Annotated in this window: 17 protein-coding genes; 7 read left to right on the top strand and 10 right to left on the bottom strand. The window is 54.7% G+C overall.

Annotation, left to right across the window (positions count from 1 at the left end):
- Nucleotides 1-446: 446 nt before the first annotated feature.
- Nucleotides 447-1340 carry a helix-turn-helix domain-containing protein gene (locus ACKPCT_RS19600; RefSeq protein ID WP_319567718.1) on the top strand — a complete coding sequence of 298 codons (894 nt, stop codon included), beginning with the start codon at nt 447-449 and terminating at the stop codon, nt 1338-1340.
- Between the two features lie 88 nt (nt 1341-1428).
- Here ACKPCT_RS19600 and rbsK read toward each other — a convergent pair whose 3' ends face one another.
- The 7 genes from rbsK to deoC form a co-directional block, all read right to left on the bottom strand.
- Nucleotides 1429-2358 (bottom strand): ribokinase, encoded by a 930-nt coding sequence (gene rbsK, locus ACKPCT_RS19595; protein ID WP_319567717.1) that lies wholly within the window; start codon nt 2356-2358, stop codon nt 1429-1431.
- A 47-nt stretch (nt 2359-2405) separates the two neighbouring features.
- A complete protein-coding gene (locus ACKPCT_RS19590; RefSeq protein WP_319567716.1) occupies nt 2406-3488 on the bottom strand; it encodes an aldose 1-epimerase family protein in 1083 nt (360 codons plus the stop codon).
- A gap of 108 nt (nt 3489-3596) precedes the next feature.
- Nucleotides 3597-4586: an ABC transporter permease gene (locus ACKPCT_RS19585; RefSeq protein WP_319514431.1), complete on the bottom strand. Its 990-nt coding sequence runs from the start codon at nt 4584-4586 to the stop codon at nt 3597-3599.
- An 11-nt stretch (nt 4587-4597) separates the two neighbouring features.
- A complete protein-coding gene (locus tag ACKPCT_RS19580; RefSeq protein WP_090075061.1) occupies nt 4598-5575 on the bottom strand; it encodes an ABC transporter permease in 978 nt (325 codons plus the stop codon).
- Nucleotides 5576-5585: 10 nt separating this feature from the next.
- Entirely contained in the window at nt 5586-7085 is a 1500-nt protein-coding gene (locus ACKPCT_RS19575; RefSeq protein WP_319567715.1) for a sugar ABC transporter ATP-binding protein, read from the bottom strand.
- 77 nt (nt 7086-7162) lie between these two features.
- The gene (locus ACKPCT_RS19570) at nt 7163-8209 is read right to left on the bottom strand and encodes an autoinducer 2 ABC transporter substrate-binding protein (RefSeq protein WP_319567714.1); all 1047 of its coding nucleotides are present in this window, start codon (nt 8207-8209) and stop codon (nt 7163-7165) included.
- Nucleotides 8210-8303: 94 nt separating this feature from the next.
- The gene (gene deoC / locus ACKPCT_RS19565; protein ID WP_319567713.1) at nt 8304-8975 is read right to left on the bottom strand and encodes a deoxyribose-phosphate aldolase; all 672 of its coding nucleotides are present in this window, start codon (nt 8973-8975) and stop codon (nt 8304-8306) included.
- A gap of 228 nt (nt 8976-9203) precedes the next feature.
- Here deoC and ACKPCT_RS19560 point away from each other — a divergent pair, with 228 nt between their 5' ends.
- The 6 genes from ACKPCT_RS19560 to ACKPCT_RS19535 all read left to right on the top strand — a co-directional run bounded on the left by ACKPCT_RS19560 (nt 9204) and on the right by ACKPCT_RS19535 (nt 19204).
- Nucleotides 9204-9974 (top strand): DeoR/GlpR family DNA-binding transcription regulator, encoded by a 771-nt coding sequence (locus ACKPCT_RS19560; protein ID WP_090075065.1) that lies wholly within the window; start codon nt 9204-9206, stop codon nt 9972-9974.
- A 236-nt stretch (nt 9975-10210) separates the two neighbouring features.
- A complete protein-coding gene (gene bcsN / locus ACKPCT_RS19555) occupies nt 10211-11119 on the top strand; it encodes a cellulose biosynthesis protein BcsN (protein ID WP_319567712.1) in 909 nt (302 codons plus the stop codon).
- Between the two features lie 243 nt (nt 11120-11362).
- A complete protein-coding gene (gene bcsA, locus ACKPCT_RS19550) occupies nt 11363-13567 on the top strand; it encodes a UDP-forming cellulose synthase catalytic subunit (RefSeq protein ID WP_090075068.1) in 2205 nt (734 codons plus the stop codon).
- Entirely contained in the window at nt 13564-16005 is a 2442-nt protein-coding gene (locus ACKPCT_RS19545) for a cellulose biosynthesis cyclic di-GMP-binding regulatory protein BcsB (protein ID WP_319567711.1), read from the top strand. The genes bcsA and ACKPCT_RS19545 overlap by 4 nt, the downstream gene beginning before the upstream one ends.
- A complete protein-coding gene (locus tag ACKPCT_RS19540) occupies nt 16002-17078 on the top strand; it encodes a glycosyl hydrolase family 8 (protein ID WP_319567710.1) in 1077 nt (358 codons plus the stop codon). The genes ACKPCT_RS19545 and ACKPCT_RS19540 overlap by 4 nt, the downstream gene beginning before the upstream one ends.
- Complete coding sequence (locus ACKPCT_RS19535) at nt 17042-19204, top strand: tetratricopeptide repeat protein (protein ID WP_319567709.1); 2163 nt, start codon at nt 17042-17044, stop codon at nt 19202-19204. Before ACKPCT_RS19540 ends, ACKPCT_RS19535 begins: the two co-directional genes overlap by 37 nt.
- A 115-nt stretch (nt 19205-19319) precedes the next feature.
- Here ACKPCT_RS19535 and ACKPCT_RS19530 read toward each other — a convergent pair whose 3' ends face one another.
- The 3 genes from ACKPCT_RS19530 to ACKPCT_RS19520 all read right to left on the bottom strand — a co-directional run bounded on the left by ACKPCT_RS19530 (nt 19320) and on the right by ACKPCT_RS19520 (nt 22290).
- On the bottom strand, nt 19320-20372 hold the full coding sequence (locus ACKPCT_RS19530; protein ID WP_319567708.1) for a TRAP transporter substrate-binding protein: 1053 nt from the start codon (nt 20370-20372) through the stop codon (nt 19320-19322).
- A 74-nt stretch (nt 20373-20446) separates the two neighbouring features.
- A complete protein-coding gene (locus ACKPCT_RS19525) occupies nt 20447-21736 on the bottom strand; it encodes a TRAP transporter large permease (RefSeq protein ID WP_319567707.1) in 1290 nt (429 codons plus the stop codon).
- Nucleotides 21737-21765: 29 nt separating this feature from the next.
- Nucleotides 21766-22290, bottom strand: a complete 525-nt coding sequence (locus ACKPCT_RS19520) for a TRAP transporter small permease (RefSeq protein ID WP_319567706.1) — start codon at nt 22288-22290, stop codon at nt 21766-21768.
- Nucleotides 22291-22309: the final 19 nt, after the last annotated feature.

Raw genomic sequence — 22309 nt, 5'->3', positions numbered from 1 at the left:
GAAACAGACATGCGTAAAACGCATATCTGAAAATCCGGCTCCAACAATTCAATCTGAAACGAAAGTATTAGCTTTGATCAATCTCCGTAAAAATCTGGAGGCTCACACACGCCATCGACGCACCGCTTCATTTGTCCCTGTTTCGAAGAAAATCATCCTTTTATTCGATAGATATTGAACATAATCGCTCATTGGCAAAAAAACAGGCTCTGAAACAAGGAAGGGATCGCTTGGGAACGCTCCGCGCGCGATAATCGAGAGTGACAACCTCGCACCGCCCTAAAAGACCTTTTCAGAATACGGGATATGGATTATTTACCGGAATATCTCTTTTGAATTAGAACAAAACCATTCTATTCGCGCATCACAAAGATACCCGATCCTGATATAGTCTCTATATCGAAAGGGCCAACAGCCAGCCCACCGTTCGCAAGAGGCCTGCATCTATGACACCAGATCAGCACCAAATACGGGAAGGATTTGCAGGGCAACGATCCGCCGTTTTGCCTCGCTCGGTTGTGGCAACCTGGCTCGCCAATGACCCACTGTTTGATATGGTCCCCAGCGATGTCGGCCTTTTCCCTGAAGCACAATGGCACTATGTCGACCGCCCCAAAGGCTCGACCCAGTTGATCCTCATCTATTGCGTATCGGGCGAAGGATGGGCAACCATCGCGGACCACACCTTCCGCATCCATGCCGGGCAAGCCCTGCTTGTTCCCCCCGACACACCCCATCTTTATGGCGCGGACCAGCATAATCCATGGACCATCTACTGGATTCACCTTGCGGGCAGAAAAACACGCAGCCTCTTACAGCTTCTCGATCTGGATCCGGCATCCCTGATGCTCTATCCTGGTCATGACCCTGCCTTGCCCTCGCTTTTCGAACGCATTCTCTATCTCCTCGATAGCGGCTATTCCGACGAAAGCTTGCGTCTCGCCTCAATGGCGACGCATCAGATGGCAACGCATCTGGTTTCCATACGCCACAGACAGCCACACGGCGAAGATAGCCATCGCGCCAACATCAAAAGCGTCATCGACTTCATGAACAAGGCACTGGACAGAAAATTGACGTTGGAAGAACTGGCCGCTCACGCCAGCATGTCCAAGTCGCATTTCACCTACATTTTCAAGAAGCGTACGGGCTTCGCCCCGCTTGACTATTTCCTGCGCCTTAAGATGCAGAGGGCCTGCTATCTGCTCGATACAACAGACCTTCCGGTCAAAGTCATAGCCATGCAGCTTGGCTTTGATGACTCACTCTATTTTTCGCGACGCTTCCGCCTGATACACAATTGCTCGCCCATCCAGTATAAGGCCGTGCAGAAGGGTTGATGGCATCCAATCCTGCTCTCTCTTGATACAAGAAAAGCCGGAATGGCAATCCACTCCGGCTTAGAGGCTTTCACAAAGGGCGATACCCCTATTTTTCGAGAGACGCGCAAAAGGCTTCGAATTCTGCCCCCGTTGCATAGGATTTCTGCGTGCCCTGCCGCGTGATGGAATCTGCTGCATAGCGCACAGCCATGGAAAGCGCCGCTTCGAGATCCTTGTCGCGGGTATAGAAATGCGCAAAACAGCCAATGAAGGCGTCGCCAGCTCCCGTCGTATCCTTCGGTGTCACGGTAATGGGAGCAAAATGCTTGCGCCCTTCTTTGGTGACCAGCAGTGCACCCTTTGACCCGAGCGTGACAATCACCGTCTTGATCCCCTTGGCCATGAGGCTGCGGGCGGCTGCTTCCGCACTGTCCTCATCGCTTACTGTCATACCTGTCAGCAATTCAAGCTCGCTTTCATTGGGCACCAGATAGGTCACATCGGTGATACGGGAGGCATCAAGATCCGGTTGTGCCGGAGCAGGGTTCAGCAGGGTTGGAATGCCGTGCTTCGCACCAAAGGCGATGGTGTGATAGATCGTCTCCAGCGGCACTTCCAGCTGCATGACGATGAGATCACACTGCTTAAGTTCTTCTGCCGCCTTGTCAACTTCCTCGGGGGTCAAATGCTCATTGGCCCCTTTCACGATCAGGATGCTGTTTTCGCCCGATTCCTCCACGAAGATTGGCGCAACACCTGAAGAGGTGCCCGGCACGCGCACCACATGGCGCGTATCGACGCCCAGTGTCTCAAGATTGTTGATGGTATTGTCGGCAAAGATATCATCCCCCACCCGCGTGACCATCATCACGTCGGCCCCCAGTTTGGCGGCGGCCACTGCCTGATTGGCTCCCTTGCCACCACATCCGAGACTGAAGGATGGCGCTTCCAGCGTTTCGCCCGGCCCGGGCATGCGGGTGACATAGGTGATCAGATCGACCATATTGCTGCCAACGACAGCGACTTTTCCTGACATGGTTCTCTTCCCTTGATTAGCCTTTGTTATGGCCACCGTATGCGAGATCAGAGCGCGCGAATATGCGCTTCTGCCGCCTCGGCTTCCTCTCCTGTTACATACCCCAGACGAACCTTGAAGCTGGCCGCCTCACCGCTGGCAAGCTGTCGTACATTGCCCTTTGACTTCTCGGCCAGATAGCCCTCTGGCTCACAGGTAGATGGCAGCGCGAAAGCTGCCACCTGCTGGTCCGCATTCACCAAAATCCAGCGTACGGTCTTGGGGAAGTCATTCCGGTTATAGGCAATCTTAAAGCCGTCGCCCTCGCGCCGACGCATCAACGACGCCGTGTTGCCATCACCATCGGCTCCCACGCCACGCACATAGAGCACCTGCTCGGGATTGTAGCGCTCCGGTTCATCCAGCACTTCCAGCCCCGTCGGATCCTTGGCCAGAGCATCGATGAAGGCGAGATAGTCCGGCGTGGTCTGCACATGACCCGGCACGGCGGTGCGAACCACCGTCCGATCAGGCGTAAAGGGAGCGGGCTGAATGATCTTGGCCCCTTCGCAATAAGCGAAGTTGACGTGGCACATATACATGAGATCCATCGGCGCCCCACCGACATTCTGCACATCCATGCACATGTCAAACAGGGTCTTGCCGGGACGCAAGATCACCTTGGGGTGAGCGATATAATGATCCCCAAAGCCCATGACATATTCAGCAGTGCCCGTCACTGCCATATAGAGCCCCTCGTCATCTTCGCCGATTTCCAGCCCCGCACAATCGAGCGCAGCCACAGGCATTTCGCCATGCAGCGCGTGAGTATCATCGGGCGATGGGCAGCCATTGCGCAACAGGCCAGAATGAAAGGCAAAGCACCCATAGGTGCCCGCAATGTCATGGGCCGGACGCGGCATGGAGAACATGTTTTTCATGGTCAAGTCGACGCCGTCAAACACCGCGTCCCAGATCATTTGCCCATAGAAAGGCAGGATGACCAGATGGCCTCTGGCGTTGCTGATACGCAATCCCTCGATGCCGCTGTCATAGCGGAAGGTGGACGCGCTCAATTCATCGCAGTTGGCTACCGTCTGCTCATGGGCGGCGAAGTCGACTTTGCGAAGGGTGATCTTTACCGGTTCCATGGTATTTCCTCCGTCTTGTCCGAAGCTCTTTGTTCTGAAGAACAGGCCCCGGCTTGATTGTGATCCAAAAGACCGCCGCGCCAGAGGCTGCGACGGTCATAGATTGCTCTACCGGGCGCGGTTCTTCCAGGCATTGATGGCAATGACCAGCAGCAGGAAGGCCCCCCAGATGAAGTCGATCAGATGGTTACTGAAGCGCAGGATCTGGAACCCACTGGAAAGCAGCATCAAGGCCACCACGGCAATCGACACACCGGCCACCGTTCCCTTGCCACCGGCAGGGTTTGTACCGCCGAGCACGGAAATCAGCACCGCTTGCAGCAAATAGGATGTGCCATAATCCGACTTGGCCGCATTGGTCCGTCCCGACAGGATGATGCCCGCCATGCTGGCCAGCACGCCAGACAACATGTAGCTGTAAAGGATCATGCGCGACTTCTTCAAACCAGCAAAGACGGCCGCCCGCGGGTTGGAGCCGATCAACATCAGGTTGACGCCCAACGTCGTCCGCGTCAGCAGGAAGGCAACCATGCCAGCCACCAGCAGGAACAACAGGAACGGCACCGCAATTCCAAACAGCTTGCCATTGCCAAGGAAAGCCCATGCATCAGGATAACCAACGATGGCAGGCCCGCCGGTCAGCACCAGACACAAGCCGATAAAGACCTGCCCCGTGCCAAGTGTCGCCAGAATGGGAATGATATTGAGCTTGGTTATGAGAAACCCGTTGATGGCCCCGGCCACAAGCCCTACCCCCAGCGAGAGGCAAACACCCAACATCACCATCGGCACGCTCTGTTCCATGCCCAGATCCCGGGTGAGATAGTGAAACAGCACACCTGAGAGAATGCCGGACAGGTTGGCAATCCCGACAACCGAGAGATCGATCCCGCCGGTCAGCATCGCAATCATCATCGCGATGGACAACAGGCCCAACTCGGGGAACAGATAGGTGATGGATTCAAAGTTATAATAGCGCAGGAACTTGTCCGGGCTAAGAGCCGTCATGATGATGAAGATCAGAACGGTCATCATGATCAATTGCAGAATATTATTGTCGCGATTGACCATGTTGCGAAAATCGAGGGAGAATTTCATGTTCTATTTCCTCATACATTCCGTTTGCGATCACGCCATGCAGTCATGGCTGTCGCAATAACGATGACGATACCGACCACAACACGCTGCCAGGTCGTTTCCACCTTCATGATGATCAGGCTGTTCTTGACCATGACCAGCATGAACACGCCAAGCATGGTGCCCAGCACCGAGCCGCGTCCGCCGAAGATACTCGCCCCGCCCAGCACGACGGCGGCAATCACATCCAGCTCAAGACCGACGAAATCGCGCGGGTTGGCCAGCCAGATCATGCCGCTATGCAACAGACCGCCGAAACCAGCCAGCATGCCGGCAAAGCAATAGATGAAGAAGATTGTCTTGCGCACATCAAAGCCAACGCGTTTGGCCGCTTCCTCGTCGCCCCCCAGCGCATAGACGCTGCGTCCGATCATCGTATAGCGCAGCACCAGATGCACGATGATCGCCAGCCCCACATAGATCAGCACCATGGCCGTTAGACCGAAATGGGTGCCATCAGGTTTGGTCATGGAGATGACTTCGGTCTTGGCGAAATCAATCAGCGCGTCCGGCATCTTGTTGATGTTGATCATACTGGTGCCGACAATCCCGAGCAGGAAACCACGCACCATGCTGCCGGTGCCCAGCGTCACGATCAGCGGGATCATGCGGAACTTGTAGACAAAGAAGGCATTGAGGCAGCCAAACAGCATGCCCATCGTAGCCGCTGCAATGAAAGGCAGGATTACCCCGTCATAGCCCAGATAGATCATCCCCTTGACGGTAAGATACATCGCCGCCACGGCAAAAGCCGGGAAGGACACGTCAATGCCACCCGAGATCATGATGATCAACACCCCAAGCGCCATGATGCCAACGATGACATTGCTGCGCAGAAGCGAGAAAATATTATCCAGCTGCCAGAAGGCAGGGTTGATCAGGCCGATCACGATCATGGCAAACAAAAGGATGGCCGCTATGACAAATTCTGATCTTTTGAAGAGTTTCATGGCCTTGTCCTTACGTGAACGACTTCAGCTGATCGCTGATCACATCTTCGATGATGGCATCACCTTCAAGCTCGTCGACGAAACGCCCACGATGCATGAGAATGACGCGGCTGCAATTCTGGGCCAGCTCCAGAACATCGTCCGAGATCATCAGAACAGCGAGGCCGTGATTATCGACCAGCTCGCGGATTTTCTTGTGTATCTCGGCCTTGGACCCCACATCGACGCCAACCGTTGGACCGTTGAGGATGAGCACCTTGGCATCGGTCAACAGCCAGCGACCGAGCACCACGCGCTGTGCATTGCCACCGGACAATTCCCCCACCTGCTTTTCGGCACTGGGAGTGGCGATCTGCATGGACGCAATCGTCTCATCGGCGACCCGATCCACACGCGGAATATCGATGATCCCGCCCTTGGCCAGTGTCTCCAGCGACGTCGCGATAATGTTGCGCTTGATCGATTGGGTCATGAACAGGCCTTCAGAAAGCCTGTCTTCGGGCACATAGGCAATGCCCTCGGCAATCGCATCCTGCACACTGTGAAGCGCAATCGGCTTACCATCGACCTCTACGGAGCCACTCTCTGGTGGCAGCATGCCGAACAGGCTGAGCGCCAGCTCTGTGCGGCCTGACCCCAAAAGCCCTGAAAGCCCGACAATCTCACCCGAATGAAGGGTCATGTCGATATCCTGATAATCGCCAGCAAGGCAAAGCCCCTGCACCTTGAGGCGCGGCGTTTCGCTTGCGTCCGGGCGGGCTCGACGGAAAGGCTCGATCTGTATATCGAGGCCCGTCATATGGCGGATCACAGAGGCTTCATCAAATTCGCTGGTTGGCCCTTCGGCCACTTTCGCGCCATTCCGGATAACCGTCAGGCGCTCGGAAATATCCAACATCTCGCGCATCTTGTGGCTGACGAACAGAATGGCGATGCCGCGGCTCTGAATATCGCGCACAATACGGAAGAGCGTCTCCACTTCCTTGCCTGTCAGCGCGGTCGTCGGCTCGTCCATGATGATCAGCTTGGCATCAGACATCAGCGCACGGGCAATGGCCACCAGCTGCTTGCTGGATGTGGGCAGGCTTTCCACCTCGGCATCCAGATCGATATCCACGCCAAGGCGCTCCAGCGCCTCATGGGCCAGTTTGCGCACACGACGCCAATTGACAAGCTTGGTCTTGGCCCGTAGCTCGGTGTTGAGGGCCAGATTTTCTGCCACGGTCAGATTACCGAACAGGGAGAAATCCTGATAGATGACCTGAATGGCTCGGTTCACCGACTCGATCGGCGACAGGTTTTCTACCTTCTCCCCCTCGATGATGATCTCACCTTCGGTTGGCTGATAGACCCCGGATATGATTTTGATAAGAGTGGATTTCCCCGACCCATTCTCACCAGCAAGGCAATGGATTTCGCCTTTGTTGATGGTTAGGGAGACGTCATCCAGTGCACGCAAACCGAGAAATTGCTTCCCGATGCTGCGCAGTTCAATGAACGCTTCAGACATGCTCGAACCAGGCGTTTGAGAATTTAACAATTGGTGTGAGAAGGGCAGCGCCAGGCGCTGCCCCGAAGGCGACATGATCAGAAGTTATATTCGTCCATGTTGTCCTTGGTCACACCGACCCAGCCTGCGCCATAGAGCAGGTTTGGCTGGTCTGCCACCGGAGTAATCAGATCGGTATAACCCGGCAGACCAAGATTGAGGCCAGCCTTGAGTTCCGCATCCTTTTTCTCAAGCGCCATGACAGCAACGATGTTCATTGCATAGCCAGCAACGGCAGGGTCCCAGAACTGGATATACTGGATATCGTCGTTGGCCAGATATTCACCAGCCACAGACACAAGGCCCGTGCCGGCAAAGAAGAGTTTGTCTTTAAGACCACGTTCTGCGATCAAACGGCCAGCGCCGGCAGATGTAGGCATCGGGCCACCGACGATCCCTTTAAGATCTGGATAGGTGGTGAGCGTTTCTTTCAGCTTGTTATAGTCAGTATTGGCGTCGTCATAGGTTTCCAGACGCTTGGTGACCAGTTCCATTTTCGGGAAATTGGCTTTCTGATAATCGATCGCCCCGTCAATCCATTCATTCTGGGATTTGGACGTGAGGCTGCCAACGGTTGCAGCATATTTGCCTTCACCACCCATATAACCACCGAGCACTTCCATCAGCTTGGCGCCATAAGCGTGGTTATCGAAGGCTTCCAGAACATAGTCCGCATTCTTGATGTTGGAAGCTTCATGGGCCACAACAACAATGCCGCGATCACGCGCTTTTTTCAAAACAGGCTCAACGGCTTCCACGGAAAATGGCACGATGGCAATGGCGTCCACGCCCTGAGCAATCAGGTTTTCGACGATTTGCACCTGAGCGGCCGCATCAGCCTGACTTGGGCCAAGCATCCATGTGTCATGGCCCGTTTCATCACCAAACTGCTTGACCCCGTCGCGCATGCGATCGAACCAGGCAATGCCGTCAACCTTGACGACCGTGGCAATGGAATATTCTTTCCCCGTTTCGCTCTTGTAAATATCCTTGCGCACCTGTGAGGTGTCGACAGGCCCCTCTGCAAGAGCAGGAGCGGCAACAAGCGCTGCCGCTACAAGAATTGATGAGAACAAAGACTTCATTGAATCCTCCCTTGGATTGTCCATGTCATCTATTCAGATAAGTGAGAGAATAACCGCGCGTTCCTCCAAACAGTCACGGCCATCCGGCCCGGCCTCAGCCGGTAACGATTGCGACGCTTGCACTGGCTCCCAGCCGAGAGGCGCCCGCCTCAATCATTTTCAGGGCATCGGCATGTGTGCGAACACCCCCGGACGCTTTCACGCCCATTTCTTCCCCGACTTCAGCACGCATCAGCGCCACATCCTCGGCCGTGGCCCCTCCGCTCATGAAGCCGGTGGAGGTCTTGACGAAATCAGCGCCAGCTTGTTTAGAAAGCTGGCAGGCCAATTTCTTTTCTTCATCACTCAGAAGGCAGGTCTCGATGATCACCTTGAGCTTTGCTTCGCCACAGGCTTTTTTGACCTCGGCAATATCATTCTTCACATAGTCGACATCCCCGGCCTTCAGCTGGCCAACCGGGATCACCATATCAACCTCTCCGGCTCCTTCGGCAACCACCCAACGGGCCTCGGCGCATTTAAGCGCAGTCGGGATCGCACCGAGCGGAAAGCCGATAACCGAACATGTCACCACATCACTGCCCGCCAGCAGTTTGGCGACCTGAGGAATATTGACCGGATTGACACAAACCGAGCAAAAGCCGAATTCCAGAGCTTCCTTGCAGATCTTCTCAACCTCTTCAGGCGTTGCCTGCGGCGCCAGGATGGTGTGATCGATATATTTGGCCAGGGTCTGGGAAGTTAAATCAGAGGCAAGGGTAGTCATGGAATCTGCTCCTGTTATTCAACATATGAAAACAAGGTTTTGTTAATCAATGTGACTATTGTAACATTTGTTGAAAGCATATTCACATATTGACGCCCTTTCTGTCAAATTGTAAAAGATAGTTGTGACAAGTTTTTCATAATCACAGGATGGCGTAACACGAAAATTTCGTTATAAGAGGGTCACCTCACAAAACCGAAACGATTCAGTACGCAGATTGCAAGGCTTATGACGATGCAGAGCCGCAGAAAAACGAGGCTTGATAAACTGGAAAAAACGCTCGATGAAGGGCGCGCGCTTCACTTGCGTGATGCAGCCTCGATGCTCGGTGTTTCTGAAATGACCGTCCGACGCGACATCGCTTCAAGTGATGAGCGCTTCTCTTTTCTGGGTGGGCATATTGTCATTTCCGGCGAACAACCCTCAGGCAAGGGTTATTTTCTGCACCGGGAGAATGCCACCAATGTTCAAGCCAAAAAGGCATCCTGCCAGAAGGCCATAGACCTTATTCAACCCGGCGACGTCGTCTTTCTCGATTGCGGAACAACCCTGCCCTATATCGCCGAATCCCTTGGCGACAGAGGGCCTTTGACCGTCATTTGCTACTCGGTCAATATCGCCGAAATCGTCTGCAAGCAGCCCAATCTGAAAGTCATCCTGCTGGGCGGAGAATATCACCCCTCCTCGGCATCCTTCGCCAGCGAAGAAGCGCTGGTGATGCTCTCCAATCTAGGCATCAACAAAGCCTTCCTTTCAGCAGGCGGCCTGCATGCCCAACATGGGCTGAGTTGTTCCAATTTCCATGAGGTCCGTATCAAGCAGATGGCCATGAGCCGCGCTGTGACCAACATTCTGGTGATGGATTCCAGCAAGATAGGCAAGGTGAAGGCCGCGCCCTTTGCGCCATCAAACGCGATCGACTTTCTGGCAACCGATGATGACATCAGTACCGAGCAACGGTCTCTGCTCATGGATGCCAATGTCGAGTTGGTTCCCTGAAGGGGCCATCCCGCGCATATACCCTCAGCTATTTCCAAAGGCTTTCATCTCGTCCCAATCGCGCCTTATTCCGCTCACTTGTTTGATCCAGCAGCAAAACATCAAAGCTTTTTCTTCTGTTAACAAACATAGTTAATAGCTTATTAAATTCTGCAGTGTTTACTGAGCGGCAAAGCCAGACAAAAGTCTGAATCGAAATTTGCCCTCGACAAGCCATCGCCAGGACCTGCAGGACCATGCACACAAGCGCAAAAATCACAGCACTCCTCTCGACGCTTGCCCTGCTTGCCGGCTGCGGAACATCCAGTAAACTCAACCGCATCCAGGCAACAAAGATGGTGCCATCAAGCGAAGCGTTCCTGTTTACCCCACCCGGTGGCCCTGCCATTGTCGGGGTGTTGCAGACAGACTATTCCAACGGCACCGAACAGCAGATCACTCTGGCGACCAGTTCAGGTGTTCCGGGCGAAAACTATGCCAACGTCAAGCTGGTGATCGCTTCCGGCGTCAATCAGGCTTCGCTGCCCAACGCATCAACCGCCTACTCCGACACCCGCAGCATTCAAAGAGAGCTGCGCGCGGAGTTCCCGTCCATGCGGATGACGCCATCCTCGCTGTTCCTGCAAAACAATTACGGCCCCTTCAGTTACGCAGTTGGCCAAGCCGCCACGGGCGATACCTGCCTTTACGGCTGGCAGCAGATCCGCAGCCGCACGGAAGATCGCGCCCTGTTCCGCAACAATGGCATAGTGCAGATCCGCTTGCGCATGTGCGACAGCAAGGCAACCGAGAAGCAGCTTCTTTCGCTGATGTATGGTTACACAATCGCAACAAGCTATTCCGGACGCTTTTGGAACCCCTATGGCGAACCACAGACACCAGACAGAGCACTAGGAGAAACCGGCAGCCCGATTTATCCACCAGACGGTGTTGGTAGCTTCTCGCTGGCTTCGGCGCCCGCTCCCAGAAGAACCAAAGCCCCGAGAACTACGCCCGTCGCCAAGACCCCGGAAGACCGTCCATTGATTCTGGACCCACCTGTTACTCCGCAGCCCTCTGGCAGCAGCGAGTCAGCGCAAGAGAACGCGCCAATCGTTCCGTTGCCTCCCTTGACGTCGGTTATCCAGCAATCAACAGACAATTGACTGGCTTGAATTCACGCCTGCCACACGCAAGCCGTCTGGTATAGACTGGGAAGGGTAAAGTGTCGCGATTCTGCGGCGCTTCGGATCTCATCGCAGAAACATTTAGACATCATAAATTCGTGATTTCAGTTAGTTATCCACCAAATGTAGAACAGCTCCAATGGTGGGCAGCATCAGGAATCGACGAAAGTTCAATTTAAATTTACCTCTGCGCGTTAAGGCTTTCCTCAAAAGGAGCCGCATATGTCCCTGTATAAAATCCAGGTCTTCTTCGTTTGGGTGTTGTCAGTTGTTGCATTTCTGATCATCACAACGATGCCGATCAACCTGCAGACACAGCTCATCTGCAGCCTTGTCGTCTTTACGCTCATGGCTATTTTGAAGCTGCTCAAGAAGAACGGCTCTCTGCGCATCATCTCGCTGACATTCGGCCTCTCCATCATTGCGCGCTATGTCTTCTGGCGCACAACGGAGACCATTCCCTCTCCGAACCAGATCGAGAACTTCATTCCAGGCTTGCTGCTCTATATCGCGGAAATGTACAATGTGCTGACGCTGCTCCTCAGTCTGTTTGTGGTCAGCCGTCCTTTGCCGTCTCGCCCCTCCTGCGAATTGCCTAGCCACAACCGCTTGCCGACGGTTGACGTGTTTGTCCCCAGTTACAACGAACCGGCCGATATTCTCGGCAACACGCTGGCAGCAGCCAAGGCCATGGATTATCCGGCGGAAAAAGTCACCGTCTGGTTGCTCGATGATGGCGGCACGCTCGAAAAGCGCAATTCAAGCGATATTCTCAAGGCCAATGCCGCCAGGAAGCGTCACGAGGACTTGCAAAAGCTCTGTGCCGAACTGGACGTGCGCTACCTGACACGCGAGCGCAACGAACATGCCAAGGCAGGCAACCTTAACTATGGATTGGAGCATTCCACGGGTGATCTCGTCGCGATCTTTGATGCCGACCACGCACCGGCACGCGAATTCCTCACTGAAACCGTGGGTCATTTCTCCAAGGATTCCAAGCTGTTTCTGGTACAGACACCGCATTTCTTCATCAACCCGGATCCGCTTGAGCGCAATCTGAAGACCTTCTCCTTCATGCCCAGTGAAAACGAGATGTTCTACGGCATCATCCAACGTGGGCTGGACAAGTGGAATGCGTCCTTTTTCTGCGGCTCTGCAGCCGTGTTGCGCCGCGAGGCCCTGGAAGAAACCGGCGGCTTCTCTGGCAAGACAATCACCGAAGACTGCGAAAGCGCGCTCTCGCTACACGCCAAGGGCTGGAACAGTGTCTATATCGACAAGCCTCTGATCGCAGGATTGCAGCCAGCAACCTTTGCCAGCTTCATCGGCCAGCGCAGCCGCTGGGCGCAGGGCATGATCCAGCTCATGCGCTATAACTTTCCGCTCTTCAAATCGGGGCTCTCGCTGCCACAAAGGCTATGTTATCTCTCATCGATGATGTTCTGGTTCTTCCCGATCTCACGGACCATCTTCCTGTTTGCCCCCTTCTGCTACATCTTCTTTGATCTCAAGATTTTCGAGGCCTCCGGCGGCGACTTCATGGCCTATACACTGGCCTATATGCTGGTGAACCTGATGATGCAGAACTATCTCTACGGGTCTTTCCGCTGGCCTTGGATTTCCGAACTGTATGAATATTCACAGACGATCCATCTGCTGCCCGCGGTCTTGTCCGCGATCATCAACCCGTCCAAACCCAGCTTCAACGTGACAGCAAAGGATGAGAGCATCACATCCAACCGGCTTTCCGAGATCAACCGGCCGTTTTTCGTTGTCTTTTTTGCCATTTTGCTAGCGGTTGCCTTTTCCATCTACAAGATTTACGCCGAGCCCTACAAGGCAGACGTGACCCTCGTCGTTGGAGGCTGGAACATTTTCAACCTCATCCTTGCGGGATGCGCTCTGGGTGTGGTTTCCGAGCGCGGCGAAAGGCAGGGCGCAAGACGCATTTCGGTGTCCAGAAGCTGCGAGTTTCTTTATGGCGACAGTTGGCACGAATGCTCCATCGACAATGTCTCCATTCACGGCGCTGCACTGCATATCTATGAACCGGACTTCCCGGAAATCAAACGCGATGCCATTGGCAAGATCCGCTTCACCAAGCATGACGGTGAGAATAAAGCATCTCTGAGCATCAAGGTGCGTAACGTCAGACAAAGCGGAGACAGGCTCATTCTTGGCAGTGCTTTCAAGCCAGAAAGCCCCAAGGACTATTCCGCCATTGCTGACCTTGTGTTCGCCAATTCCAGACAGTGGACAGATTTCATGCGCAGTCGCCGAAAAAATCCGGGTATCGTAAGCGGAACAGTGTGGTTCCTTGCTCTTTCGCTCCGGCAGACATTGCGCGGATTTGAGTATCTCATCAAGGGCTCGATCTCAGGCTCAAAAGAGAAAAATCTGGCCGAAAATGAAGGGAGGAAAGCATGATGAAATCCATTCTGCTCGCCCTGATGCTGTTTGCCCTGCCTGCGGCTAACAGCTTGGCTGATCCCCTGCCCTTCGATATGTCCACCGAGAATGCCGATCCGCGCGTGCAATCCTCTCCCGCTGCGCCATCGGCTGCAAGACCAGAAACGAGCGAAGAACAATCCCGCCAACTGGGTGAGATTCTCCCCCCCGACGCACCGGCAAAGTCCTCGGCACCGGCTTTAGCCGCCCCTGATGCCTACTCTCCGGTCTCCTCAGCTTCAGAACCGTCGGCAACCATGACCGGCTTGGCATCACCGGGACAGATAAACCGCCGCTATTTGATTCCCGCAAACCAGTTGACCCTTAACGGAGAAATTGACCAGAAGGACTGGAGCCTGTTTCTCACCTCATGGCAGGCCACCAATGCAGAGAGTCTCTCACTGTCTTACCGAAACACGGTGGTGATCGCGCCGGAGAGTTCCCGCATGATCGTGAGCATCAACGACCATGTCGTCATAGAGGAACCCTTAAGGTCTCCAGCCAGCTTCACCAAGCTCACAGTGCCGCTGCCCGAGGGCCTGCTGCGCTATGGCGCGAACACCATTTCGGTTCGGGTGGCACAGCGCCATAGAACGGATTGCACGATCGATTCGACCTATGAGCTGGTAACGACCCTCAATGCACAAGGCAGCTATCTCACCTTGCCTGCATCCGAGCGCATATCCGATCTGGAGGCGATCCGCGCCATCGGGGTCGACGGAAATGGCGATACCCATTTTGAAATCAGCTCTCCGTCTATCAAGCAATCAACGGCTGTAGAGGATCTACTCTCTCTTGGTCAGGGGCTGGCCTTGCTGGCAGGCATGCCCAATCAAGACTTCGCCTTCAACCGCGATGCCCTGCCGGTTTCCGGGCCGGGACGCCTTGGTGTTCTGGTGGGAACCGCCTCCGAGCTGGCTCCCATCGTACCCAATCTGCCGCAGGCAGCCCGCGTCGGTCAGTTGGCATCCATGCTGCGCGTTACCCCAGATAGCGCGCCTATTCTGGTCATAAGCGGCCCAGACTGGGCCAGCATCAGCGCCGCCATCGGCAAGATTGTCGCCCCCCTAAGCGAGGCATCCGTTGATCAGCGCGCCGGTTTGCAAAATAGTGGCTGGACCGGACCGGACCTGCCGGTCATCTTGTCGGACAGCCAGTTCAGCCTTTCCGATCTGGGTCTAAAAACGCAGGAATTTAGCGGCCGTCGCTTCCAGACAACCTTCTCGATCATGCTGCCGGGTGACTTCTACGGCCGGGCCTCAAGCGAATTCACGATCCTGCTGGACGCAGCCTATGCGCCGGATGTTCTGCCGGGCAACCACATCACTGTTTTCGTCAATGGCGAAGTGGCTTCCGTGGTGCAGATCAACAATCGCCATGGCGGCATCTTCAAGCATTTTCCGGTCAGCGTGACCATGCGTCACTTCAAGCCGGGGCGAAACACCATTACCCTAAGCGCAGAGCTCTCGACCAACCAGGATGCGGTTTGCGCCCCCGGTGAGAATAATACGCGCGAACCCCGGTTCGCCCTATTCAACACAACGGAAATACAGATCGAGAAATTCGCCCGGGCTGGCCAGTTTCCAAATCTCGCAGCAACCGCGCGCACCGGCTTCCCTTATACCAAAGACGAGAAGAGCATTTCTCTCTTTCTCGAGCCTGTCGGACCGGAAACCATGTCGTCCGCAGCAACGGTATTGGGAAAAATGGCGCTTTCCTCTGGCCATGCGCTGGGCGTAAAGCCCAAGACGTCTCTTCGGGCCATCGGTGAAGAAGACACGATTTTCGTGGCTCCGATTTCCCAGATTCCGCGCAGTTTTCTTGATCGCTTCCACATAGCGCCGGATGCCAGCGAAACCTGGAACCAGATTGCAGTCACAGGAACAGAAGAAGCCGATACCACCAAACAGTTCAGCGAATGGCAAGATCGCATCTCCAGCGAGGGACTATTGGGTTATCTGGAAAGGGCCGGTTCTTGGCTGCATGACCGCTTTGGCCTGACGACAGACGAGTTGGAGCTCTTCAAGGATATCAAGGAATCTTTCATGCCCACCCCCAGCGACATCCTGCTACTGGCGCAGAATACAAGCTTCGAGGGCAAGGGCAACTGGACCCTGATAACCGGCCCCACAGTGCAGAATCTCGCCTTGGGCAATGCCCTCATCGCAAGCCAGTCTCGTTGGGAAAATCTCCAAGGCTACCTGACAGCACTGACACCGGACCGGATGGTTTCCCGCCTTGATCCCAACCCGACCTTACACCTGTCAGACCCTTGGGATATTCGCAATCTCAGGTTGGTCATAACCGATTGGCTTTCACATAACAGTCTTGTCTATGTCGGCCTCCTCATTCTCGCCGCCATCTTCCTTGCCCTTTCATGGGGTGCGTTGCTCAAACGCTCTGGGAGACGGGAATGAAACCCCTGATGACCGTTCTTTTGGCAGCCATCGTTCTTTGCACCGCGATGACGACCGGGTTCGCTCAGGACCGGGGCGTTTCCAGCGCGAATTGGACGCTTTACAAGGCCCGGTTTCTGGCATCGAACGGTCGCATCATAGACAATGCAAACGGCAATATCAGCCATAGCGAGGGGCAGGGATACGGCCTGCTTCTGGCCTATCTCGCCAATGAACCGGCAGACTTCGAGCGCATCTGGTCGTTCACACAATCAGAACTGATGGTGCGCAACGACGGATTGGCCGCATGGCGATGGGATCCGGCCGTACGCCCCCATGTCACCGACATCAACAATGCCACAGATGGAGATCTGTTGATCGCTTATGCTCTGGCGCTGGCCGGTTTCTCATGGCAGAGCGAAGCCTATATGGATGCGGCAACCCGTATCGCCAAAACCCTTCTGGAACGCACGGTGATAGAGCATGGCAAGCAGAGCCTGCTTTTGCCGGGCGTTGAGGGATTCTCTGCCAAGGATCGCAAGGACGGTCCGGTTGTGAATCTATCATATTGGGTATTTGAAGCCCTACCGGTTATGAATGCGCTCGCGCCATCAGAGAAATGGCAGAGAGTCTATAACAGTGGCCTGCAACTGCTGGAAGCGACACAATTCGGACCCCGAAAACTGCCTTCCGACTGGATCAGTCTTGGCGGAAAAGAGCCGGTTCCGGCGGCAGGGTTTGACCCGCAATTCGGCTATAACAGCATCCGCATACCGCTCTATCTCATTCGCGCTGGCATCAAGGCGCCGGAGTTGCTTGAGCGCATCAAAAAAGGCATGACGTTTCAAGACCATATCCCTGCACTCGTCAATGTCGAAACAGGTGTTCAGCTCGAAAACCTGAAAGACCCCGGATATCAAATCATTAACCATATCATGGCATGTTCGAATATGGACAACACCAATCCGACCGTGTCGAGGGATTTCCACCCAGAGTTCTATTATCCTTCTACACTCCAGTTACTTGGCCTGGCCTATGTGAAAGAGAAGCGTTCAGAGTGTCTCGTAAGCCGATCATCATCATCGCCTCGCTAGCAGCGATTGCAGCCATTGCGACAGAGTTGGAGATTCCCAAACTCTCGCCTGCTCTTGCTGCCTTCAAGCAGGATGCATCAACCCCCAAGGATGCCAACGCTCCTTTTGTGCTGTCAAATGCACAAATGCAAGTGCAGCCGGAGCTTTCGCCGCAGAGCGCGCCATCTGAAAGCGAAGCATCTGAAAGAGACCGGCCAGCGGCTTCTGCCAATCCGGTAAAAACCCGCCTGAACGCAATCAGCAATGCCATTCCGGCCCAAGCCAGCCCCAAACCGTCCCTGACGGTCACGCAAGCTGAAACCAGCGAACAAGAGGCAGCAGGGGGCGCACGCAGCCAACAGACCGAGGTGGATGAAAGCGCCCTGCGCTATTTTGCCAGCAAGGGAGACACCAAGCGCTTGAAGGCGGAGATTTCCCGCTTGCAGTTGCTTTACCCCAACTGGGTACCACCGGAAAATCCCCTGGCCATGGCGAACGAACCCGGCGGTGAGTCAGATGCCTTCTGGTCTCTCTATGCCGAGGGAAAATTCGCTGAATTGCGCGCTGAGATCAAGGCGCGGCAGGAGCAGGAACCCGGCTGGCAGCCCCCCGAGGAGCTGATCGGCCTTTTGGATCTGGCTGAGAAGCGCAACCGGATCGTCAACAGCTCCGAACTCAAACAATATGACCAGGTCATCAAGATTGCGGCTGCCGAACCCAACCTGCTGACCTGCAGTGACGTCGACATCCTCTGGCGCGTCTCCGAGGCCTTTATCAAGACAGACCGCCAACAGCGCGGCCTTGATGCCTATAACTACATTCTCAACACCTGTAGCAATCAACAGGAGCGTCTGGCCACCTTGCAAAAGGCTGCCGAGTTGCTGCCTTACGCGCCCATGCAAAGCCTCTTGGAATCCACCGATCCGAATGCTTTCAACGTGGCTGACTATCAAACCCTGATCGACAATCTGGCAAGGCGCTTTGTGGCCGAGGCCAACGAAGACCCCGACTTGCAGATTGATGATCGCTATGTCAACGCCATGCGTCAGATTGCCGATGGCGGCAAGGAAGCGTCCGATATCGCACTGATGGGTTGGTATCTCTGGCTGCATGACAGCAAAGACAAGGCCGAGCCCTATTTCCGTGCAGCTCGGGAGAAAGAAGACACGGCAGAAATATCTCAGGGTCTGGCTCTGGTCTTGCTATCGCAAGAAAAGCCCGAAGAAGCCGAAGAGGTCATGTATCCATGGCGCTCTGAGAGCCCGGACGCTATGCAGACCTATTTGGCGGCAGCCACCGAGTTGTTATCACAAGATCCGCCAAAGGCGCTTGAGCAAGACAAGCTGACCCGTATCGCAACCGTTACGGTTGAAGAGAAAAGCGCCAAGATAGCCCAGCAATTTGGTTGGTATGCACGCCATTTCAAGCAGCATAAGACAGCCCTGCGATGGTTTGAAACCGCGCTTTCCTGGGATGAAGAAAGCGAACCCACCGCCTATGGTCTTGCGGTTACATTGGTTGATCTCAAGCAATGGAAGCGTCTGGCATCCATCCGCGAGAGTTGGCAAGAAACATCCGAACGCATCGCAGCGCTCAAACAGCCCACCGCGTCCGGCAGCGGCGCCGTTGCCGTCAATTGCCGCAACAACAGGCCCTCGGCAGCATCCTCAGCCAGAACAGCCATCAGTTATGGCTGGTGTTTCATGCGCATGGAGCGCGCACTGGAGGCGGCCAACAGCTTCGAGATCGCCTTAAACAAAGGCGCCTCCAGCGCACGCAGTGAAGCCGCCTATGGCAAATCGCTGGCCTATCTGCGCCTCGGTCTTGTCGATGATGCTGCCCTCACCGCCACCCGCGCTACGCTCAGCCAAAAACGTGCGCACGAGTTACAGGTTTCCATCCTGACACAGAGAGCCACGTCAGCCTTCAAGCTCGGTCATTACAGGGAAGCGATCCTCTATCTGGACCAGCGAGCCCAGCTTGGCCCGGAACCGGTGGATCTGATGCTGATGCGCGGCCATGCCTATCTCAAGCTCAAGCATATGGCACAGGCGATCCATATATTTGACGCATTGGCCGCAACCGGCAATCGGGATGCCATCCGCAGCCTGAATGAAGCAAGGCAACAGGCCTCGTCGCAAGGATAAGCGAGAGAAATCCGCTCTCCGCAATATGGCATTTTGAGACAAGAAGAAAAAGGGACCGCGCAAAGCCGGTCCCTTTCCTTTATCCGCTACATTCAAGCGCCAGCGCCAACCAGACCTATTTGGATGCAGTAGCAAAATCCGCGTCAATGGAAGCTTCGCAGGCCTTGATTTCCTTCTCAAAGCGCTCAAGCCAAGCCTTGCCTTCGTCACCAGCCTGTTCGATGAAATAGTCTTTCACAGGCGCGGTTGCTGCCTGAAAGGCCTTTTTCTCTTCGGCAGTCGGTGTGTAGATCGTCCCGCCGGCCTTACGGAAGGTTTCATAAGCATCATATTCCTTCCACTTCGGATAGACCCGCAAGAACTGGTTCTGCGCAGCAACACCATCCAGAACGACCCGTTTCAGCGCATCGGGGAAACTGTTGAACCGATCATTGTTCATGATCCAGACCCCGCCCATATAGGCATGTCCATCGAGGATAAGATACTTGAGGCTCTCCTCGAACTTCATCATCGTGATATCGACAATGCCATTCTTGGTGCCATCGACAACGCCGGTTGAAAGGGCGGTATAGACCTCAGGCCAAGCAATCGGCGTCGGCGCTCCGCCCAGAGCCTTGACCAGCTCCTGCTGGATCGGCGCCGGAACCGTACGGATTTTCAGCCCCTTGATATCGTCTGGTGACTTGATCTGCTTGTCCGTGGTGGCAAAATTGCGCCAGCCACCGGAGTTGGACACCATCATCAGGCGCAGATTACCGGTCTGCTCAAGCACGTTGGCGCGCACATCAGAGAGAAAATCCTGATTGTCATAGACGCATTCGGCCACCCGGTCATCGCGCAGCATATAAGGTAGATCGAAGGCACCAACCGGCCCCCAATAATTTGCCAGTTCAGGAATGGTCGTCTGGAAATAGTCGAATGTGCCCGCCTGCACACCAGAAAGGCATTCCCTTGCCGTGCTGCAAAGCTGACCGCTTGGATAGATATTGACCTTGATGGCCCCGTTGGAGTGGTTTTCGACGAAATTCTTGAACACCAGCAAAGATTGATGATTGTAGCTTTCAATGTTCGTCACATGCGGGACGGTCAGCTCGTAATCCGCTGCGTGAGCACCAGCAGACATCACCATCGCAGAAAGCAGTGACAGACCCAAAGTCTTCAATTTCATAAAATCCTCCTTGTGACAAATACACCACCCGGCCCGTTTCAACGACAAGCCGATTGCCCCTTAAAATCTTCCTTTCACATCATGCCCAACAATTCAGGAAGCCCTATGACAAGCGTTGGGAAAAATGAAATCACAAAAATAACCAAGGCCTCAATGGCCAGAAACGGAATGATAACACGGGATATCTTTTGCAGCGGCACCCCGGAAACCGCGGAGGCGACAAACAGAACCAGCCCCATTGGTGGTGTCGCCAAACCTATGGAAAGATTGACCACCATGACAACGCCGAAATGAACAGGATCTATCCCCACATGGGTCATGATGGGAGCCAGGATCGGCGCAAAAATAAGGATGGCTGGCCCTGCATCCAGAAACATCCCCACGAAAAACAGGAAGATATTCATGATGAAGAACAAGAGATAGGGATTATCGGTGACCGAATAGAAAAAGCGCGAGATCGTATCCGCGATCCCCGACAGGGACACCACCGATGCAAAGCCACTCGCCGCAGCTACGATCATAAGAATGGCTCCCGCATTCACCGCAATGCGCACAAACATCGGAAAGACATCCCTCAGTTTCAGAATGCGCATGATGAAAACCGACAGGATGAAGGCGTAGAAGACCGCCACGGCCGCCGCTTCCGTGGGCGTGAAGATGCCACCATAGATGCCACCCAGAATGATCACCGGCGTCAAAAGAGGCAGCACCGCCGCCTTGAGCGCTGCCGACCGTTCGGCGGGCAAGGCCTTATCGAACTGCTGCACCTGCGGATATTTCTTGATCTGCCAGCGATTGACCAGCATCAGCGCACCGCACAACATGAGCCCCGGCACGATGCCCGCCATGAACATCGCGGCCACAGAGGTATTCATCACAAAAGCATAAATCAGCATGATGCCGCTTGGCGGAATGATGGTGCCCAGAACGGTCGCCGCCGCCGTGATGGCAGCCGCATAGGTCCGGTCATATTTGAAGCGCTCCATCTCCGGTATCATCATGTTGCCTATGGCAGAGGTTGCCGCCACCGACGAGCCGGTCAACGCACCGAAGATGGTTGCAGACAGAATGACCACATGCCCCAATCCACCACGATAGTGGCGCACCATGGTCTGGGAAAAGGAGATGATGCGCGTGGTAATACCGCCATTGACCATGAACTCGCCTGCCAGCATGAAGAAGGGCAAGGCAAGCAGCAGAAAATTGTCCATACCAGCATAAAGACGCTGATACAGCATGTTGAGAAACAACAATTTATCAGCCTGAAACAGGGCAATGACAGGGGACAGCCCCAGCGCAAAAAGAACCGGCAGGCCGATCAGCAGCAACAGCAGAAAATATAGGGCAAAAATCGGCGAAACCATGTGTAAAATCCTTGCGCAGCTCTCTGCACTCAAAGGGCGGGCGTCTGCTCACCGGGCGCATCAGCAATGAAAAGGCGCAATTCCGCAACGATCTTCTGAAAGGCGCTCAAAAGCGTGATTATCATCAGAATGGGAGGCGCAGCATAGATGAAGCGCATGGAAATCGGCAGGCTGTCTGCTCTGCTGCCACCACGCAGGAAAAAGTCATAGCCGAACTTGATCCACACACAGAATGTCAGGATTGCCAGAATATGGATGACGACCATCAGCAGATGCCGCCCTCGCCGCTGCTTGAGGGCTTCGAGCAGAAAGGTCATCGCAATATTCTTGTCCTGCAGATAGATCAGCGGCAGGCAGAGATAAGCCATATAGATCATCAGGAACCGCGAGAGCTCATCAGTCCAGCTAAGCGGCATGCCGAGCAAATAGCGAAACACCACCTGCAGCAGCACGATCACTGTCATCGCGACAAGCATCGCGCCACCAATCCAGCTTCCCAGCCGCGCCAGTGGTGCATTCACCCTGCTCAGCCCCTTTTCCAATGACGCCAACATGAGACACGCTTCCCTTGAT

Origin of the sequence: Cohaesibacter marisflavi, assembly GCF_963665895.2 — a bacterium.
GTDB classification, from domain to species: Bacteria; Pseudomonadota; Alphaproteobacteria; order Rhizobiales; family Cohaesibacteraceae; genus Cohaesibacter; species Cohaesibacter marisflavi.
This window is presented reverse-complemented; position numbering and strand designations above follow the sequence as displayed.

Coding starts and splice junctions, on each gene's coding strand:
- ACKPCT_RS19600 (WP_319567718.1), top strand. CDS start 447: ATGACACCAGATCAGCACCAAATACGGGAAGGATTTGCAGGGCAACGA.
- rbsK (WP_319567717.1), bottom strand. CDS start 2,358: ATGTCAGGAAAAGTCGCTGTCGTTGGCAGCAATATGGTCGATCTGATC.
- ACKPCT_RS19590 (WP_319567716.1), bottom strand. CDS start 3,488: ATGGAACCGGTAAAGATCACCCTTCGCAAAGTCGACTTCGCCGCCCAT.
- ACKPCT_RS19585 (WP_319514431.1), bottom strand. CDS start 4,586: ATGAAATTCTCCCTCGATTTTCGCAACATGGTCAATCGCGACAATAAT.
- ACKPCT_RS19580 (WP_090075061.1), bottom strand. CDS start 5,575: ATGAAACTCTTCAAAAGATCAGAATTTGTCATAGCGGCCATCCTTTTG.
- ACKPCT_RS19575 (WP_319567715.1), bottom strand. CDS start 7,085: ATGTCTGAAGCGTTCATTGAACTGCGCAGCATCGGGAAGCAATTTCTC.
- ACKPCT_RS19570 (WP_319567714.1), bottom strand. CDS start 8,209: ATGAAGTCTTTGTTCTCATCAATTCTTGTAGCGGCAGCGCTTGTTGCC.
- deoC (WP_319567713.1), bottom strand. CDS start 8,975: ATGACTACCCTTGCCTCTGATTTAACTTCCCAGACCCTGGCCAAATAT.
- ACKPCT_RS19560 (WP_090075065.1), top strand. CDS start 9,204: ATGACGATGCAGAGCCGCAGAAAAACGAGGCTTGATAAACTGGAAAAA.
- bcsN (WP_319567712.1), top strand. CDS start 10,211: ATGCACACAAGCGCAAAAATCACAGCACTCCTCTCGACGCTTGCCCTG.
- bcsA (WP_090075068.1), top strand. CDS start 11,363: ATGTCCCTGTATAAAATCCAGGTCTTCTTCGTTTGGGTGTTGTCAGTT.
- ACKPCT_RS19545 (WP_319567711.1), top strand. CDS start 13,564: ATGATGAAATCCATTCTGCTCGCCCTGATGCTGTTTGCCCTGCCTGCG.
- ACKPCT_RS19540 (WP_319567710.1), top strand. CDS start 16,002: ATGAAACCCCTGATGACCGTTCTTTTGGCAGCCATCGTTCTTTGCACC.
- ACKPCT_RS19530 (WP_319567708.1), bottom strand. CDS start 20,372: ATGAAATTGAAGACTTTGGGTCTGTCACTGCTTTCTGCGATGGTGATG.
- ACKPCT_RS19525 (WP_319567707.1), bottom strand. CDS start 21,736: ATGGTTTCGCCGATTTTTGCCCTATATTTTCTGCTGTTGCTGCTGATC.
- ACKPCT_RS19520 (WP_319567706.1), bottom strand. CDS start 22,290: ATGTTGGCGTCATTGGAAAAGGGGCTGAGCAGGGTGAATGCACCACTG.